The sequence below is a fragment of the Stenotrophomonas sp. Iso1 genome (genome assembly GCF_027497995.1).
In the GTDB taxonomy this organism is placed as follows: domain Bacteria; phylum Pseudomonadota; class Gammaproteobacteria; order Xanthomonadales; family Xanthomonadaceae; genus Stenotrophomonas.
Map to the genome: position 1 here is coordinate 448,024 of NZ_JAODBT010000003.1, position 16,251 is coordinate 464,274.

The window sequence follows — 16,251 nt, forward strand, 5'->3', positions numbered from 1 at the left end:
GGCCTGCGGCCAAAGGGAGGGAGGCTTTTCAGGCTTTCAGCTCTGCAAACCGTTAGAGCGGCCCCGCACTCCGCCCAGGCCCAAACCGATAGGTCACCCCCAGCATCGGACCGGACAGCGACACGTCCAGGCGCTTGCCGCTATCGCGGTAATCCACGCTCAAATGGCGATAGCCCATCGACAGGAAAAGAGTGTCATTGGCCTGATAGTTGGCCAATGCCAGTACCTGCCAGGTGGCATCTGAGCCCACACCAAAGCCGCCCACATCCACATAGGCCACGCTGCTCCAGCGTGGTGCGATCGCCTGCCGCCAACGCGCTGCAGCAATCGGATCAACAAACGATGACTCCGAACGTGCCGACACCACCCCCGGCACGTTCACCGCTGCGCTGATATCCCAATAACGCAGGCCAGCCATCAGATCGATGCCGGTGCGCTCGGTCGTCATCCACGCATACCCAGCGGTGACCGTGGCCGAGCTCTGCCGCACCTTCGTGTTGGCCGCGATGCCAATGGGCAAGGGGGTCGAATCCGAGGTGGAGGCATGGGTGACATCGGCCTGCAACACGACGTTGCCACGGCGCGCGGTGCCGGTGACGAAGGCCGCAGCATCCAGGCTGTCCATCAACTCGGAGAAGGATTTATGCACGTCAGCCATCGGCGCGTGACGGAACGGACGCACCCGGCCTTCCATGCCGCTCATCCACACGTAAGGCGTGGCCTGGAAGCGCCACCTGTCGGCATCGCTGCTGTCGACAGCCTGCGCCTGAGCGAGCGGAATCCCGCCCATTGCCAGCAACACCATCAGCAGCGGCGCGCGCCGGCGCTTTGATCTGAATCGGGTATCCATTGGACCTCCGGATGACGCGTGCCCGCTCTGCCGGGCTCGCGGATTGCGTACTTAAACGCCCAGGAAGCGGAACGCCTTGGCGTCCTTGAACTGCGCATTGGCTTCGCCCGAATAGATGGTGCGCTGCTGCGGGCCCAGATCCAGCCGCTTCACTTTGCCGGTGCGTTCGCTGAAGTCGGTCTTTTGAAGGTCCACCCAGAATACATTGGTGCTGAGCGCCGACTCGAAGTAATAGCGCTTGCGGGAATGATCGGACACCGTGCGCCAACGGGTGGACGAGATGTTCGGTTCGTCCGGCGTGGTGATGCCATACGGCACCGACACGTTGCGGATCACACCGAACACGCTGGCCGTGGACTCCACCGGATCGGTGGACTTGGGAATGGCGTCGACATAAAACGCAGCGCGCGCAAAGCGATCGGACGCTCGGTTGGTGCCCGGCAGCATCACCGTGCCACCAATCTGGCGCCAGTAGCTTTCCAGTGCCAGTTGCTCTTCGAAGATCGGCGAGTTGGTCATCACCGTGTACTCGCGGCTGTGATGAATGACCTGCTTGCCCTTGATGTATTCGATGATGGCGCTGTCACCGCTGGCATCGGACAAGGACAGATGCAACGTGGCCAGGCGCTGCTCACCCGGCGCTGAATCCGTGATCAGGGTGAACGGTTCGTCGGCGAGGGCTTTCACCGCTTCTTCAACGGTGGCGAAGTTGTCGAGCATGTATTGCGTCCATGCCGAAATGCTCAGGCCCGGCTTGTCGCTGTTGCGCTCGGGGTACTCCGATTCGGCCAGCCACAGCAGGTTGGCAACAAGGCCGGCCTCGTTCATGCCGTCGGTGGTCGCGAAGTCATAGGCAGCGGTGACCACGCTGCCGTACCGCGAGGTCCATGTCAGCGAATTCGCACCGGCTTCGCCATTGCGTTGAAGGCCGCGCGGAAACATCCACAGATGGCTGCCGGTATCGATCTTGTAATCCATCGAGCGGCCGGTAAAAACGTCATTGCCCGCACCGTGATAAACGAAACGCGTGCAGGCATCCGCGCTCTGCGGAAAGGTCAATGCCCCGAACAAAACGGTGGCACATGCGGCCACGATGGATCGCTGAACTGCTTTCATGGGTAAAGCTCCTTTTGGATTGACCCGCGCGGAACTACCAAACAGATTGAAACTAGCCAGTGCATTGTCATGCAGCAATGAAAAGCAGATATGGACTACATCACGCCCTGCAATCAACCGAGAGCAACCGTTAGTGGGCCGCAAAAGACCCGCACGGTGGCGGACCTTCTTCATGCCATCACAGTGCGCATGCGACCGCATCCGGGAACGTGCTGCGTTGCCCCGAGGTAGTAAGCCGGTGCAGTTTCACGTAGTTTCATCGCCATACCGATCAACAGTGAAAGCAGCAGAATCATACGAAGACTGGGCGTCATTGCGCTGTCCTGTTCTGCAGTCAGTGGATTTCAGACAGCACTTTCACACAGGGTGAGCATCGGGCGACTGCTATGCTCGGGCCAGCCAAATCCGGCCGCAGACCCTGTCCCTTCGCATGAATCTCTCTTTCGTCAACCTCCGCAAGTTCTGTCTTCCTGCCGCTGCTGTCGTAGTCGCCGCGAGTCTGAGCGGCTGCCTGACGACGCCTGGCCCCACCGTTGCCGGCGACGGCCGCTGCGATGACACGCAATCGCAATGGGCCGTGGGTCAACCCGGCAACGAAGCGAACATCCGCCGCCTCAAGAGTGAAAGCGGCGCTGGGCTGCTGAATCCGATTGGCCCGGGCACCATCGTTTCGCGTGACATCCGCCAGGATCGTTTACGCGTGTTCCTGGATGCGGCCAATGTGATTACCGCCGTGCGCTGCGAGTGATTGATGGGTTTGGGTGGCTCGATACGTTGACGTGTGAGCCGCAGCAAACTCGACGATAGATTCGTAGTCCGGGTATGCGGCGCACCCGGGAACAGTCATTCAGAGCCACGATCTGTTGATCAATGCCACGCCTGTCGACGTGCTGCCTCCGCTGAGGATGCGCTGCGCTTACCCGGGCTACGGGGCTACGCACCAATTGCAGGAAGAATGACTGACCCCATCCCTTCTCCCGTTTACGGGGTGAAGGCATGCGGCTTACGAGCCACTGGCTCGTGCATGACTGAACGCTACGCACGCTGTGCGTGGCTGGGGCGCGGAGCGAGGTGCCCCGTAGGGGCGGATGAGGGCGTGTGAGCGCGTGCTGTGATTTACAGCGGGCTTTGGAAACGTTGATGCCTGCTCCCAGCAACCCGGCTTCGACCTGCCCTCACCTCAACCCCTCTACCGCTTGCGGGAGAGGGGCTCAAGCGGAGCAATGCAGCCCCGCTCAATCGCCGGTTTTATCTTTGATGGTGGTGCTGGGGCCGTTGGCCTTGACGCTGGTGATACCGGCTTCGCGTCCCGCTTGTGAGGCGTACAACTGGCTGCTGCCGATCACCTGATGATTGGCTGCCTTGAGATTGAAATGATGGCGTCCGTCGCTGCTGGTCTTGCGCTCGTAACGCGCTTCATCCGGGCTGTTTTTCTGTACCGAGGCAATGCCGTTTTCTGCGGCAGGTCGTGCGGTGTAGCGCTCACTGGTGAGAATCACCTCGGCATTGCCTGCCTTGAGCACGAAGTAAAACTGACCGTCACTGCTCTTGTCCAACTCGTACCAACCCGCCATCACGATTCCCCTTCTGAGGATGATGCCGGCATGCGGTCACGCTGATAGCACAACCGCATGCAAGGCTGTGAGCCCGGATACCCGGACGGATGAGGCCGCAATCTGCTGCGGCCGCCCGTCGGACTTTACCTTAATCTTCCTGCCGCCCCAGCCACGCCAATTTGCGGTCGCGCGGGAGCCGTTTCAGCTCCCACTCGGCCCGCGAGGCGGCGGAACGGTCGGCATAGGCCCGCTGGCCCAGAATGCGCAACGGTGGGTGCGCCCGTGTGTAGCGCGCACCCTTGCCACTGAGGTGAACCCGGAACCGTGCTTCCACGTCGGTACTGATGCCCGCGTAGTAACTGCCATCACTGCATTCGAGCAGATACAGGAACCAGCCAGCGGCGGTCATGCAGGCTCCGGGTGACCCATTACAGGCTGGCGGCGTCGGCGATCTTGCACAGGCCCTCGCCCACGGCCTTGTTGGAGGTCAACTGCCCGCCCTTGATGCTGAAACGCACTTCGACACGGACGGTGCCATCGCCCTGGCGGCGCACAGTGGTACGCAGCGGCACGGTCGAACCGCCGCCGCCTCGCACCGGGTTTTCTGCGGCGATGTAGCCGGTCTGCTCGTTCGGGTAGACCCCGACCATCCCTTCTGCCTCGATCGCAGCCACCGTCTTGGCGAATGCATCGGCGTAGCTGATGCCTTCGTGGTCGGTGGAGGCCAGGAACTGCTTGCCGGTGGTGAAGCCGCCGGCCACCGAAAGGTTCTGCAGGCAGCCGCTGCCCGAATCCACAACCGGCTTTTTGGCGGCAACTGCCATCGACGGGGCCAGCATCAGTGCCAACGCCATGGTGCAAATACGGGTACGCATCACTTCCTTCTCCCTGGTACGGTGATTTTTATTGGCTTCCTGCCGGGTGAGACGCATTCCCCTGTCGCCACAGCAGGCGGGGGCTGCTTGCCCCCGCCGCGTAAATTACTTGGACAGGCCGCTCCACGCCAGTGGAACTGTCACGCATTGGCTCAGGCGGCCACTTCCAGCTGGGTACGGCGTCGCTCGCGCACGGCCTCGGCCAAACGCTGCAGCACCTGCACGGTGCTGTCCCAGTCGATGCAGCCATCGGTGATGCTCTGCCCGTATACCAGCGGCTGGCCTTCCACCAGTTCCTGACGGCCGGCGACCAAATGGCTTTCGATCATTACCCCAACCACACGCCGCTCACCGCCGCGCAGCTGGGCGGCAATGTCATCAATCACCTTGGGCTGGTTTTCCGGATTCTTGCTGCTGTTGGCGTGGCTGGCGTCGATCATCAGCCGTGCTGGCAGGTGCGACTTGGCCAGTACTTCACTGGCGGCCTGCACGCTGGCGGCGTCGAAGTTGGGGGTCTTGCCGCCGCGCAGGATCACGTGGCAATCCGGGTTGCCCTGGGTAGCGACGATGGCGGTGCCGCCCTCCTTGGTCACCGACAGGAAGTGATGCGGATGCGAGGCTGCACCGACGGCGTCGGTGGCTATCTTCACATCGCCGGTGGTGCCGTTCTTGAAGCCCACCGGGCATGACAGCCCCGAGGCCAGCTCGCGGTGCACCTGGCTCTCGGTGGTGCGCGCGCCGATGGCGCCCCAGGCCACCAGGTCGGCGATGTACTGGGGCGAGATCACGTCCAGGAACTCCACGCCGGCCGGCAGACCCAGGCGGTTGATGTCACGCAACAGGCCACGCGCCACGCGCAGTCCCTTGTTGATGTTGAAGCTGCCGTCCAGGTCCGGGTCGTTGATCAGGCCCTTCCAGCCCACCGTGGTGCGCGGCTTCTCGAAGTACACACGCATGACGATTTCCAGTTCACCGCCGAGTGCATCACGCAGCGGGCGCAGGCGCTGTGCGTATTCCATCGCCGCGACCGGGTCGTGGATGGAGCACGGCCCGACCACGACGGCAAGGCGGTCATCCTGACCGTGCAGGATGCGGTGCAAGGACGCACGGGCGTCGGCCACGGTTTGCGAGGTTTCATCGTCACAGGGCAGCAGGGACAGCAGCTGCGCCGGTGGGGTCAACGGTTCAAGTTTGCGGATACGAAGGTCATCGGTGTGGGGGGGCATTGCAGGGACTCCAGTTCAAAACGTGAAGGTTTTGCCCCAGCAGTGGCGGCATAAAAAAAGCCGCCAGGTGTGCTGGCGGCTTTTCGGGAATGCATCTGAAAGTTTCTTCAGGGTGAGCGCAGTCCTTCCTCCGCCAGCGGCTTCGGAAAGTAATACCAAAAGTAAAAGCTGGCGCGGGCTGCGTTCATGGGGAGCATTGATAACACGGTTTTTTGTGCGATGCGACAGTTTCACAGGCAACAGACAGCGGCGCCACGACGTACGGTTGCCGGGCCCGACAACCGTACGTCCCCCTTCCAGCTGCCATCGTCGCCCTGTATCAGGGTCACCTGTCTTCGTCCGACCGCAACTCGGCCGGTGTCAGCGTGGCCAAATGCGATCGCGCACTGGATACGCAGGTGTTCGACGTCTCCGCGTTACCGGCGATCAGTCGTGCAGCGACGCTGTATGGATATGTCCGGCGGCTTCCTGGCCAACGGGCGCGGCAGGCCGATCACCTATAGCTGCCGCAAGAGTAACAACCAGCAATGGAGTGGCATCACCCCCAGCGACAATCTGTTGTTGACGATGCTCACCGCCAACAATCTGGTTGTGCTGCGTAGCTTGAACATCGAGTGATCCGCCTCGCTCAGGGTGCCGCCTCGGGCAGGGCGACACCCTGAGCGATATCCGCAGCGCCTCACCGTTATGGCGGCGCTCTCCGATACACAGAAATCGGAACTGGGGGCACTGGGGCTGTGCGCGGCACATTGATTCGCGCCAGCCGCCATCGCCACCCGTGGTTCACTCCGTCGGCGCCATACTCACGCCCTCGCTGACTGCCCGCGCATGGCCAAGACATGAACACTGCCAACAACGATCCCCTGCAGATCGCCTGCCCGCATTGCAACGCCATCAACCGCGTACCCGCCGCACGCCTGACCCAATCGCCGTCGTGCGGTCGCTGCCACAATGCCTTGTTCACCGCGACGCCGATGTCGCTGACCACGGCCAACTTCGACACGCATGCCAGTCGCTCGCAGATTCCGTTGCTGGTCGATTTCTGGGCGGCTTGGTGTGGCCCCTGCCGACAGATGGCACCAGAGTTCACCAAGGCTGCCGCGCAACTGGAACCACAGATGCGGTTGGGCAAAGTGGACACCGAGGCCGAACCCGCCCTGGCTTCGCGCTTCGGCATCCGCAGCATTCCCACCATGGTATTGATTCGGGATGGGCGCGAGATCGCGCGCCAGTCCGGTGTCATGCCGGCCAACAGCATCGTGCAATGGGCACAGCGTTAACCCATTCACGGTTTCGCGGTAGCGCCGAGCCAGACCCGGCAACCCGTATCCTCCGCGCAGCGTGGCTGCGCCCTACATTCGCATTGAAAGTCTTGGCATCCGTTCGCGCGGAACCCCGGGGCGCATTCACTTGCCCGGGCGACGCAAGCCGACTGTCACATCTGCCCCAACAGAAGCTGCGGGCTCGCCGAGTGTTTCATTGAGAAACACTTCGTCCGCTCGCCTTCACGAAGGCTACCCGTCGCGCGCCACCAACGGCGGGCATTCCCCGCTTGCGCGCACCTGCTTGCGTCCCAGATGCCCGCCTGAAAGACGCAACGGCATGCACTTGAACAGAACGCATTGATTGCATCGCTCATCGCTATCGGCGGAAAAAGTATCGCCATACTGGTCCCGCCATTCTGGCCAGCGTTGCAACCTCCCCTTCGTGTGAGCGTGCGTCATGCGTACCGATTCCCGTCTTGTCCAAATGTTCGTTGCCGTCGCGGACACCCTGTCCTTCACTCGAGGGGCTGAGACACTGCATGTCGCACAGCCGTGGCTGTCTTCACAGATCCGAAAACTGGAAGCACAGCTTGGGTTCGATCTGTTCATCCGCGATAGCCGTCGCGTGGCATTGAGCGAACAAGGTAAAGCGTTGCGTGGCCCAGCCCATGCGGTGATGCAGTCGCTGGAGGAATTCAGCGCCTGCGCCAGCATGCTGCGCATCCGAGAGGACCGCCCGCTGTTGCGCATCGGATTGCCTCCCTACTCGCATCTGTTCGCCAAAAGAGTGGCCCTGCTGGAACGCTTCGCTCAGCTGCAGCCAAAAATCCAGATTGAAATCGTGCTCGGCTGGAGCCCGGAATTGGTTGAGCGTGTGGCGACCGGCACTTTGGACATGGCGTTCACCGTGGGCGAGGTCATCGACCCCCTACTCGACTATCACCTCATCAGCCTTGCGCCATGTCACCTGTGTTGCCGTAGTGACGATCCCCTGGCTGCGCTCAAGGTCGTGCACAGCGCCGACCTCCACGGCAGGACGATCCTGTCCTTCGAGCGCGGATTGAATCCGGCGATGCATGAGCAGCTGTTCGGCGCCGCGCAGCGAGCCGGCGCGGTGCTGCAGGTGGATCACGAAATGATGAGCGACCTCTGGCTGCAACGCATTCTTGGTGGCGACGTGGTCGGCCTGAATTTCATTCGCAAGCCACCTTCACAACTGCGTGAGCGCTTGTGCATGCGTCCGTTCGCCGATGCCGACGACATTGCGCTGCGCCTGGTGCGTCGCCGCAGCCCACAGCAACCCGCGGTCGAGCTGTGCTGGCAAATCGCACTGGGCGCGGGCGCGACAAACAATCCGATAACGGCACGCTGAAAGCAGCGCGTCATCCAGACGTGATTGTTATTGATTACCGTCAATTTCGTATTGGACGCCGCAGGCATCGATTCCGATAGTGGATTCCACTGATCGCGTCGCCTTGAACCTGTTCACGCCCCAACCCTACGCAGAATTCCGAACAACGGGCCGGATGCGGCGTAAACCTTTGGGCGTGAACAGGTTCAAGCAGACGCAGGATGCACGTCCCAGGCGGTTGCTGGCATACACATGCAGCAAGTACCCGACGTAACCGAACCCACGCACCGAGAAACAAGGGTGCAACCGGAACAACCCCGCAGTGGCCACTGTAGTACTTGCGCATGACCCCCAAGGAAATGCTTGCCCACCTCGGCGACGCCACAACAGGCGCGCAGGCCATCAGCGGCAAACGACAGCAAGAGAGCACGTCCTGATGAATGCACAATTGAAGACGCAGGTTGGCGCACACGCCGGTCTTGATGGCTTACTGCGCGCGCGTTCCATAGCGCTGGTTGGCGCGACCGAGCGCTCGGCATGGTCCAACGGAGCTTTCGCCAACTTCGGCCGGCTCGGCTACGAAGGCAGCATCCACGTCGTCAACCCGAACGGTGGCCGCGTCCATGGCATCAACGCGGCTCCCTCCTGCCGTGCACTCGGCGAGCACGTGGATGCCGCCCTGCTCATGGTGCCCATGCGCGCGATCGAAGGAGTCTTGCAGGATCTGCACGAAGCCGGCATTGGCAATGCGGTGATCCTCACCTCCGGGTTCGCCGAAATGGGTGGTGATGGTGCGGGACGTCAGGCGTCACTGGCCACCGCTGCTCGCGCGAAAGGCATTCATCTGCTGGGACCGAATTGCCTGGGCTTCATCAACTTCATTGACCGCGTGCCGATCTGGACGATCAACCTTCCCACCCGGCTCGCCGGCAATGTGGCTTTGGTGTCACAGAGTGGCGCCACGGCCAGCTACATCGCTGAGTTCGCTGGTCGCCAAGGCGTGGGCTTGAGTTACATCGTCTCCACCGGCAACGAGGCCGACCTCAATGTGGCGCGTGTCGTTGACTACATGGTTGACGATGAAGCCACGCGAGTCATCTGCCTGTTCCTCGAAACCTCCCGCGATGCGCAGACTCTCGCTGCTGCCGCACAGCGCGCCCTGAGCGCCGGCAAGCCCGTCATCGCGCTCAAGATCGGCACCAGTGAGATCACCGCCAAATCCGCTCAGGCGCACACCGGCTCGCTGGTTGGCGACGACCGCGTGTTCGATGCAGCGTGCAGACAACTGGGCATCATCCGTGTGCATTCGGTAGATGATCTTGTCGCCACGGCTGGCCTGTTGTCGCAAGTACGGCCACGTAGCGGCGGCGTTGGAGTACTGGCCATTTCCGGTGGCATCTGCGAGGTGGCCGCCGATCGTGCGGAAGTCATTGGCCTGCAGCTGGCTGAACTGTCGCCGCCCACCTGCGACGCATTGAAACAAGTGATGCCCGACTTCGGCACCCCGCACAATCCGCTGGATCTAACCGGCGCAGCGATCCTTGAGCCTTCGCTGTTTGCGACCGGCATCCGCGCCCTGGCCAGCGATCCCGGCGTGGACCTGGTGGCTTGCCTGTTCGACATGCCAACCGGGCCCCTGCAAGGCTATTCCGAACAGGTCATCACTGAAGTGGGTGTCGGCTTCTCCGCCATCGGCAAACAAAGCGTTCTGCTCAGCGTGACGCCGCGTCCGGTGGTCGACTACAGTCGCCTGCTTGCCGAGCACCACGGCATTGCCTATGTCGCTGCGGGCGTGGACCGAGGCCTGTCGGCCATTGCCAGTGCGCAATGGTGGGCGCGTAAGCGCAAGGAGCACCAAGCGCCACATGTCGCCAACGGTGCTGCGCTGAACGATGCACGGCCCTCCACCGAACGGCAGACACTGGACTATCTCGCCAGCCACGGCGTACCGGTGATTACCGCACGCGTCGCCACCGATGCCGCGCAAGCGCACGCCATCGCCCATGACCTCGGTGGCCCGGTGGTGTTGAAGATCGCCTCGCCTGACATCGCCCACAAAAGCGATGTCGGCGGTGTTCAGCTGAATGTATCGCCCGCCAACGCGGCCGACGCCTATCAGCAGATCCGCGCCGCGGTAGCCGCATCGCGCCCCGACGCGCACATTGACGGCGTGATCATCTCGCCCATGCGCGACAAGGGCATCGAGCTGCTGGTCGGCATCGTCCGCGACCCGCAATGGGGGTTGGTACTTGCGGTCGGCCTGGGTGGCATCTGGGTGGAACTGCTCAAAGACACCAGCCTGCGTTTGCTGCCGGTAACACCTGATGACGTGCTAACGATGCTGAGTGAACTGCGCGCATCGCGTTTGCTGGACGGCTATCGCGGCGGCATCCGGGTGGACCGCAACGAGGTGGCCGAAGTCATCACCCGCATCGGCAACGCCGCTTTGGCACTGGGTCCGCAATTGCAGTCTCTGGAAGTCAATCCATTGCTGGCCACACCCGGTCATGTTGAAGCGCTGGACGGACTGACACTGTGGAACGTGGAGGATGCGCCTTGATTCTTCCTTCCAACATTCCGGTGATCGTTGGTGTCGGCGAATGGATCGACCGTCCCTCGGAGCCCAGCCATGGGCTGGAACCGATGGACCTGATGCTGCGCGCCGCACACGCCGCCGAAAATGACGCGCGTGCGGCGCTGTTGTCGCAGGTGGATTCGTTGGATGTGGTCAACATCAGCAGCTGGCCTTATCTTGATGCCCCTGGCCACCTTGCCCAGTGCCTGGACATTCGGCCCCGCCACACCACGTATGGCGAGGTTGGCGGGCAGAGTCCACTGGCGTTCCTGCAGGGTGCCGCACAACGCATCGCCAATGGGCAAAGCCAGGTCGCCCTGATCTGCGGTGCCGAGGCGCAGCACACCGTTACCCATGCGCTACGGCAAGGCGTGGAACTGCCGTGGACGGCACCCAGCAGCGACGTACCGGTACGACTGCGCGGCGCCGATATCGTGCATCCACTGGCGGTACGTCTGGGCTGCAGTCAGCCGTTGTCGGTCTATCCGTTCTACGAAACCGCCAGCGCCGCGCACTGGCGGCAATCTCCTGCAGTGGCACAACGCGAATCCGGGGAACTGTGGAGCCGTTACTCACAGCATGCCGCCAGCAACGCCAACGCTTGGCTACCTGAGCCGCGCAGCGCGACCGACATCGTCACTGAATCCCCCGACAATCGGATGGTCGCCTGGCCGTATACCAAATTGATGGTGGCCAACCCCCAGATCAACCAAGGTGCCGCGGTGCTGCTGACTAACCTGGAACACGCACGCAGCATCGGCATTCCGGAGCAGCAGTTGGTGTATCCGTGGGGCGGAGCGCAGGCACAGGAACCGCGCGACTTCCTGGCGCGCGACCACTATTGGGAAAGCCATGCACAGAATGCGGTGCTGACGACCTGCGCCCAATTGGCCGGTGGCGCATTCGAGGCCATGGAGCTCTACAGCTGCTTCCCCTGCGTGCCAAAGATGGCGCGCCGCACCCTCGGCCTACCGGAAAAATTCGAGCCCACCGTCACCGGCGGCCTGACCTTCTTCGGCGCACCGCTGAGCAACTACATGACGCATGCGATCTGCGCGATGGTGCGACGCCTGCGGACTTCCCTGTCTGTCTCCCGTGGCCTGCTCTATGGCCAGGGGGAATTCGTCACCAAACATCAGGGGCTGGTGTTGGCACGACGCCCGTACCCAGGCCATCCCAAGCTGGCTTACAGCAACGTGCAGCAGATCGCCGACAGCCACCGCAGCGCCGTGCCCGGCATCGAGATCGAACCACTGGGCAACGCCCAGCTGGAAGCCTTCACCCTGCTCTACCAGCACAACGGTGATTTACAACATGGCGTGGCGATAGTGCGTACCCCGCACAACACGCGCACGCTGGCGCGTGTTTCGCCCGACGATAAATGGACCTTGCTGGCACTCACTGATCGCGATATTTCCCCGGTCGGTCGTACCGGTGTATTGCGACCCACGCAGCAGGGCTACTCAGAGTGGAGTCTGGTGATATGAGCAACGACCTCCGTCAACTCAGCGCAGGCGTGACTCTGCAATACGTTGCCGCGCACGTGGCCTGGGTAACGCTGAGTCGCCCCAAGGCACGCAATGCGGTCGACGACGATGTCGCGCTCGGGCTGGAGCAGGCCGTCGCCATCACCGAAACCGACGTCGATATCTGGTGCACCGTGCTCACTGGCGCCGGCGAGCAGGCGTTCTGTGCCGGCGCAGACCTGCGGATGATTGCCGAAGGCGAAGCGGCCAGCTTGAGCACCCCCAGCGGTGGCTTCGCCGGCTTCGTGAACCAGCCACGGCAGAAACCCTGGATTGCGGCAGTCAATGGCTATGCCTTGGCCGGTGGCACCGAAATCGCACTGGCCTGCGATCTGATTGTGGCCGCCGAGCACGCTGCTTTCGGTTTGCCCGAAGTGCAACGCGGGCTGGTCGCCGCCGCCGGTGGTCTGTACCGCCTCACGCGCGCCATTCCGCGCGCACTGGCCATCGAGTTGATCCTCACTGGTGAGCACTTGTCGGCACAACGCGCGCAGCAGATCGGTCTGGTCAACCATGTTGTACCCATGGCTGAACTGCAGGCGCGTGCGCTCGCGCTGGCGCAGCGTATCTGCGCCAATGCCCCCATCGCGGTACGTGAAAGCCTGACTGTGGCCCGCGCCGCCTTCGATCACGATGACCGGGCATTGCGGCAGATCAGTTCGCATGCAATGCGCACCGTCGCCAACAGCAACGACTTCAAGGAAGGCCCGCGCGCATTTCTGGAGAAACGCCCCCCACGCTGGAGTGGTACATGACTTCCCGCGCACGTTGAGCGCAGTGCATCCGGGGCACCGTTCCCTGCCGTCTCATCAGTGTGGCCCCTGCGCAATGGCCTCCCCCCCGCCGCGCAGCTGGCCCCAGAGACGTCCAGGCCCCCCCGGCGGTGTCCCCGGGTGCACTGCGCTGAGCGTGACGCGCAACCAATCACCAGCGTCGGTGTGCTGCCAATGGCGCCGGGTGCGAAGGAAACAAGGGCAATACGTCTTCGGCCAGTTCCTGCAAAACCTCTGCAGCTGGCCGCTGTGAAAACTGGATACCGAGTGCAGCGTGGTTGACCCCTGCGCGCTGCCAGGCCTCCAGCAGTTCAATCAATCCCTTGCGCCCGGTACGCAACTGGTAGCCGCCTTGCAACGCCACACGCGGATGATCCGCATCGTCCACCAGCTCCAACCATTCATTGGTCATGTGTGGGCGAAAGCCGCCGTCTGGGATCAAGCGACGCCACGCACCAATCTTGTCGGCCAACCGCAACGGCCCCGCACGATCATGCGTACTGTCCGGGTAAGTCAGCCAACCATCGGCATGCTGCGCCACCCACGCCAGCGATTGACGCGCACCACCGGTCACCATCAATGGGATGCGTGTGTTCACCGGCGACGGAAGTAGCTGGATGCCCTGTTCGGCTAACGGGTGCGACATCAGGCTGTTCCCCGGTTGCAACCACTGTCGGAACCCATGCACGGTCTCGGCGAAGCGCTCTCCGCGCGATGCATGCTCCAATCCGTAGGCTGGGAACTCGACCGGACGGTCGCCCGAAGCAATGCCCATCACCAGCCGCCCACCGGACAACTGGTCGATGGACGCCGCCATTTTGGCCAGTTCAATGGGGTGTCGCAGCGGGAACACCACACTGCCGGTCGCCAATGCCACCTGCCGCGTGCGTGCCGCAAGAAATGCCAGATAAGTAAACGGATCAAACACCTGCCCCGCATCACCAAACATCGGATCGAACAGTGGCACGTCACGTACCCACACCGCAGCGAAGCCTTGCTGATCGATGTATTCCACCAAGGCCGACTGGCCTTCCAGCACGCGCATGTCACCGCTGTAGAACCGCAGCGGCAGGAAGATGCCCAAGCTGAGCTTGTCTGGCCGGAACATGCGTTGATAACCAGGATGCTGAGCGAAGGCCGGCGCAGAGGCGCCTGCAATCGAGGCTTGCGGATCATTCATCAACATCCCTCAAGGCCCCGTCGCAATTTCAGGAATTGCGATACCCCGCTGTACCGCAGGCCGCTGCGCCACGCGCTGGTACCACGCACACAGATGGCGGTGATGGTCGAATGACATGCCAATCACGTCGGCGATATGCAGCCAGCCGAAGTTGGCAATATCGGCGATGGTGTATTGATCCGCGGCGAGCCAGTCACGTCCGACCAGGCGTTGATCCAGCGTCGCCAATGCGGCGTCGCTCAGTTGTTGATAGCGCGCTATCGCTGGCAGGTAACGCTCTTGGTCGAAATGTTCGAAATGCACCCGCTGCCCCAACACCGGGCCGACGCTGGCAGCGTGGAAAATCAGCCATGCCATCGTTTCCCAGCGCCCAGCATGGTCCTGCGGAATCAACCGACCGTGGGTTTCTGCCAGATACAACAAAATGGCGGCGGACTCGAACAAAGTCACGTCGCGCGCCTGATCCACCAACACCGGAATCCGTCCATGCGGATGCAACCGCAGGAACTCCGCGGCACGGTGTTCGCCCTGCTCGATACGCACATGATGCAATTGGTAATCCAGCGCCAGTTCTTCCAGCGCGATGGTGGCTTTGTAACCGTTGGGCGAGCTGTCGGTGTACAGATGCAGCGAAGACGATGGCATGAAGACTCCAGTTGCGGATTTCGGGATGACGTCCCCCTGCCCGCCAGCAACAAGCAGGAGCGTTCAGGGGGAGAAGTGAAGCAGGCGGTGGGCACGCCGCTGCGGGAACCAGCTCAGTCTAGGCAGTCGCCGACAGCGCGTGAAACGATTCTTCCTGTGTGATTCGTTTAGCGCCGCTCAACTTCCGACGTCGCCTTTTGCACAGCAAGTCGCAACGAAGCGTCGTCCTTCTCAAACACTGCAGGCCACCGTTGGGGACGAGTTGGATACACTCGCCGCTATTCTGGCAACACTGGCGAAGGGCCATCATCCGCCATGTGCATGCGACGCCTTCTTTCGAAACGACTACTGCAGGAAATCTGATCATGGGCGCGGTTCTTCCCCTGTTGGCACTGCGCGCATTCGTAGAAACCGCACGCCATGGCACGCTCAAGGCCGCTGCTGATGCGATGGGCGTGACTTCCGGCGCGATCAGTCAGCAACTGAAGCTGTTGCAGGAGCGCACGGGCGTTGTCTTGTTCGAGCGCACACGACAAGGCGTGATGCTCAGTGCCGCCGGTACGCGGATCTACCCGGAGTTGAAGCAGGCATTCGATCAGATCGAGAGCAGCCTGCGCACGCTCGAACGCCTGAAAGGCAGGCAGACACTGCGCATCAGTGCCGCACCGAGCTTTGCAGCGACGTGGTTGGCACCCCGCCTGCCAGGTTTCAGCGCACAACATCCGCAGATCGACGTGCATTTGGACGCCACCACGCAGAGAGTGGACCTGCGCCGTGACGGCGTGGACATCGCCATTCGACATGGGCTGGGGCGCTACCCCGGCGTTCGGGCTGACCACCTGTTCGCCCCCGTCTTGTTGCCGGTTGCCAGCCCTGCTTTGTTGGCAACCGCAGCGACCATCAACACCGCCGAGGATTGCCTGCAGTTGCCGCTGTTGCAGGATGCCGATCGCAACGATTGGCGGCTGTGGTTCCAATCCATGGATATCGCTGCCGACCCCCGCATGGAGCGCGGCCCCGCATTCGATGATGACCTGCTGTTGATCCGTGCCGCCGAAGCCAGCCAGGGCATCGCACTGGTACGCGACATTCACGCCGCCAGCGAAATCGCCGCCGGCCGCCTTGCGGTTGCCATCAATCTTCCCTGGCCGCAGACCTTCGCCTACTACGCGCTCAGCCTGCCGGCGGAAGAACAGCTTCAGCCATGTATACCGCTGTTTTTGAGTTGGTTGCGCGAACAACTGGCTTTGCCGGTGGCCTGAGCGCAGGCGTATCGCATCAACATCGCTGCAAAACAAAACCCCGCCTTTCGA

The 16,251-nt window shown here is 62.3% G+C and carries 16 protein-coding genes; 8 read left to right on the forward strand and 8 right to left on the reverse strand.

Going from position 1 to position 16,251, the window contains the following annotated elements:
- Window positions 1–52 precede the first annotated feature (52 nt).
- Together PAN08_RS14850 and PAN08_RS14855 are read right to left on the reverse strand one after the other, a co-directional pair.
- Window positions 53–850 (reverse strand): hypothetical protein, encoded by a 798-nt coding sequence (locus PAN08_RS14850; protein ID WP_269792273.1) that lies wholly within the window; start codon window positions 848–850, stop codon window positions 53–55.
- Between the two features lie 51 nt (window positions 851–901).
- Window positions 902–1,966: a linear amide C-N hydrolase gene (locus PAN08_RS14855; protein ID WP_269792274.1), complete on the reverse strand. Its 1,065-nt coding sequence runs from the start codon at window positions 1,964–1,966 to the stop codon at window positions 902–904.
- A 430-nt stretch (window positions 1,967–2,396) separates the two neighbouring features.
- On the opposite strand from PAN08_RS14855, the gene PAN08_RS14860 reads away from it, so the two are divergent.
- Complete coding sequence (locus tag PAN08_RS14860; RefSeq protein WP_269792275.1) at window positions 2,397–2,714, forward strand: hypothetical protein; 318 nt, start codon at window positions 2,397–2,399, stop codon at window positions 2,712–2,714.
- Window positions 2,715–3,201: 487 nt separating this feature from the next.
- Here PAN08_RS14860 and PAN08_RS14865 read toward each other — a convergent pair whose 3' ends face one another.
- The 4 genes from PAN08_RS14865 to PAN08_RS14880 all read right to left on the reverse strand — a co-directional run bounded on the left by PAN08_RS14865 (window position 3,202) and on the right by PAN08_RS14880 (window position 5,623).
- On the reverse strand, window positions 3,202–3,540 hold the full coding sequence (locus tag PAN08_RS14865) for a YegP family protein (RefSeq protein ID WP_269792276.1): 339 nt from the start codon (window positions 3,538–3,540) through the stop codon (window positions 3,202–3,204).
- A gap of 130 nt (window positions 3,541–3,670) precedes the next feature.
- The gene (locus PAN08_RS14870; protein WP_269792277.1) at window positions 3,671–3,931 is read right to left on the reverse strand and encodes a GIY-YIG nuclease family protein; all 261 of its coding nucleotides are present in this window, start codon (window positions 3,929–3,931) and stop codon (window positions 3,671–3,673) included.
- Between the two features lie 19 nt (window positions 3,932–3,950).
- Window positions 3,951–4,397, reverse strand: a complete 447-nt coding sequence (locus tag PAN08_RS14875; RefSeq protein ID WP_269792278.1) for a hypothetical protein — start codon at window positions 4,395–4,397, stop codon at window positions 3,951–3,953.
- Between the two features lie 152 nt (window positions 4,398–4,549).
- Window positions 4,550–5,623 carry a 3-deoxy-7-phosphoheptulonate synthase gene (locus PAN08_RS14880; protein ID WP_269792279.1) on the reverse strand — a complete coding sequence of 358 codons (1,074 nt, stop codon included), beginning with the start codon at window positions 5,621–5,623 and terminating at the stop codon, window positions 4,550–4,552.
- Window positions 5,624–6,070: 447 nt separating this feature from the next.
- On the opposite strand from PAN08_RS14880, the gene PAN08_RS14885 reads away from it, so the two are divergent.
- The 6 genes from PAN08_RS14885 (at window position 6,071) to PAN08_RS14910 (ending at window position 13,095) form a co-directional block, all read left to right on the forward strand.
- Window positions 6,071–6,241, forward strand: coding sequence for a hypothetical protein (locus tag PAN08_RS14885; protein ID WP_269792280.1), 171 nt, complete (start codon window positions 6,071–6,073; stop codon window positions 6,239–6,241).
- 221 nt (window positions 6,242–6,462) lie between these two features.
- Window positions 6,463–6,903, forward strand: a complete 441-nt coding sequence (gene trxC, locus PAN08_RS14890; protein WP_269792281.1) for a thioredoxin TrxC — start codon at window positions 6,463–6,465, stop codon at window positions 6,901–6,903.
- Between the two features lie 442 nt (window positions 6,904–7,345).
- Complete coding sequence (locus PAN08_RS14895; RefSeq protein WP_269792282.1) at window positions 7,346–8,260, forward strand: LysR family transcriptional regulator; 915 nt, start codon at window positions 7,346–7,348, stop codon at window positions 8,258–8,260.
- Between the two features lie 415 nt (window positions 8,261–8,675).
- Window positions 8,676–10,799 (forward strand): acetate--CoA ligase family protein, encoded by a 2,124-nt coding sequence (locus tag PAN08_RS14900; protein WP_269792283.1) that lies wholly within the window; start codon window positions 8,676–8,678, stop codon window positions 10,797–10,799.
- Complete coding sequence (locus PAN08_RS14905; RefSeq protein WP_269792284.1) at window positions 10,796–12,301, forward strand: acetyl-CoA acetyltransferase; 1,506 nt, start codon at window positions 10,796–10,798, stop codon at window positions 12,299–12,301. The genes PAN08_RS14900 and PAN08_RS14905 overlap by 4 nt, the downstream gene beginning before the upstream one ends.
- On the forward strand, window positions 12,298–13,095 hold the full coding sequence (locus tag PAN08_RS14910) for an enoyl-CoA hydratase-related protein (RefSeq protein WP_269792285.1): 798 nt from the start codon (window positions 12,298–12,300) through the stop codon (window positions 13,093–13,095). The genes PAN08_RS14905 and PAN08_RS14910 overlap by 4 nt, the downstream gene beginning before the upstream one ends.
- Before the next feature lie 169 nt (window positions 13,096–13,264).
- Here PAN08_RS14910 and PAN08_RS14915 read toward each other — a convergent pair whose 3' ends face one another.
- Together PAN08_RS14915 and PAN08_RS14920 are read right to left on the reverse strand one after the other, a co-directional pair.
- Window positions 13,265–14,293: an LLM class oxidoreductase gene (locus PAN08_RS14915; RefSeq protein WP_269792286.1), complete on the reverse strand. Its 1,029-nt coding sequence runs from the start codon at window positions 14,291–14,293 to the stop codon at window positions 13,265–13,267.
- 9 nt (window positions 14,294–14,302) lie between these two features.
- A complete protein-coding gene (locus tag PAN08_RS14920; RefSeq protein WP_269792287.1) occupies window positions 14,303–14,938 on the reverse strand; it encodes a glutathione S-transferase family protein in 636 nt (211 codons plus the stop codon).
- A 365-nt stretch (window positions 14,939–15,303) separates the two neighbouring features.
- Here PAN08_RS14920 and PAN08_RS14925 point away from each other — a divergent pair, with 365 nt between their 5' ends.
- Window positions 15,304–16,200 (forward strand): LysR substrate-binding domain-containing protein, encoded by an 897-nt coding sequence (locus tag PAN08_RS14925; protein ID WP_269792288.1) that lies wholly within the window; start codon window positions 15,304–15,306, stop codon window positions 16,198–16,200.
- Window positions 16,201–16,251: the final 51 nt, after the last annotated feature.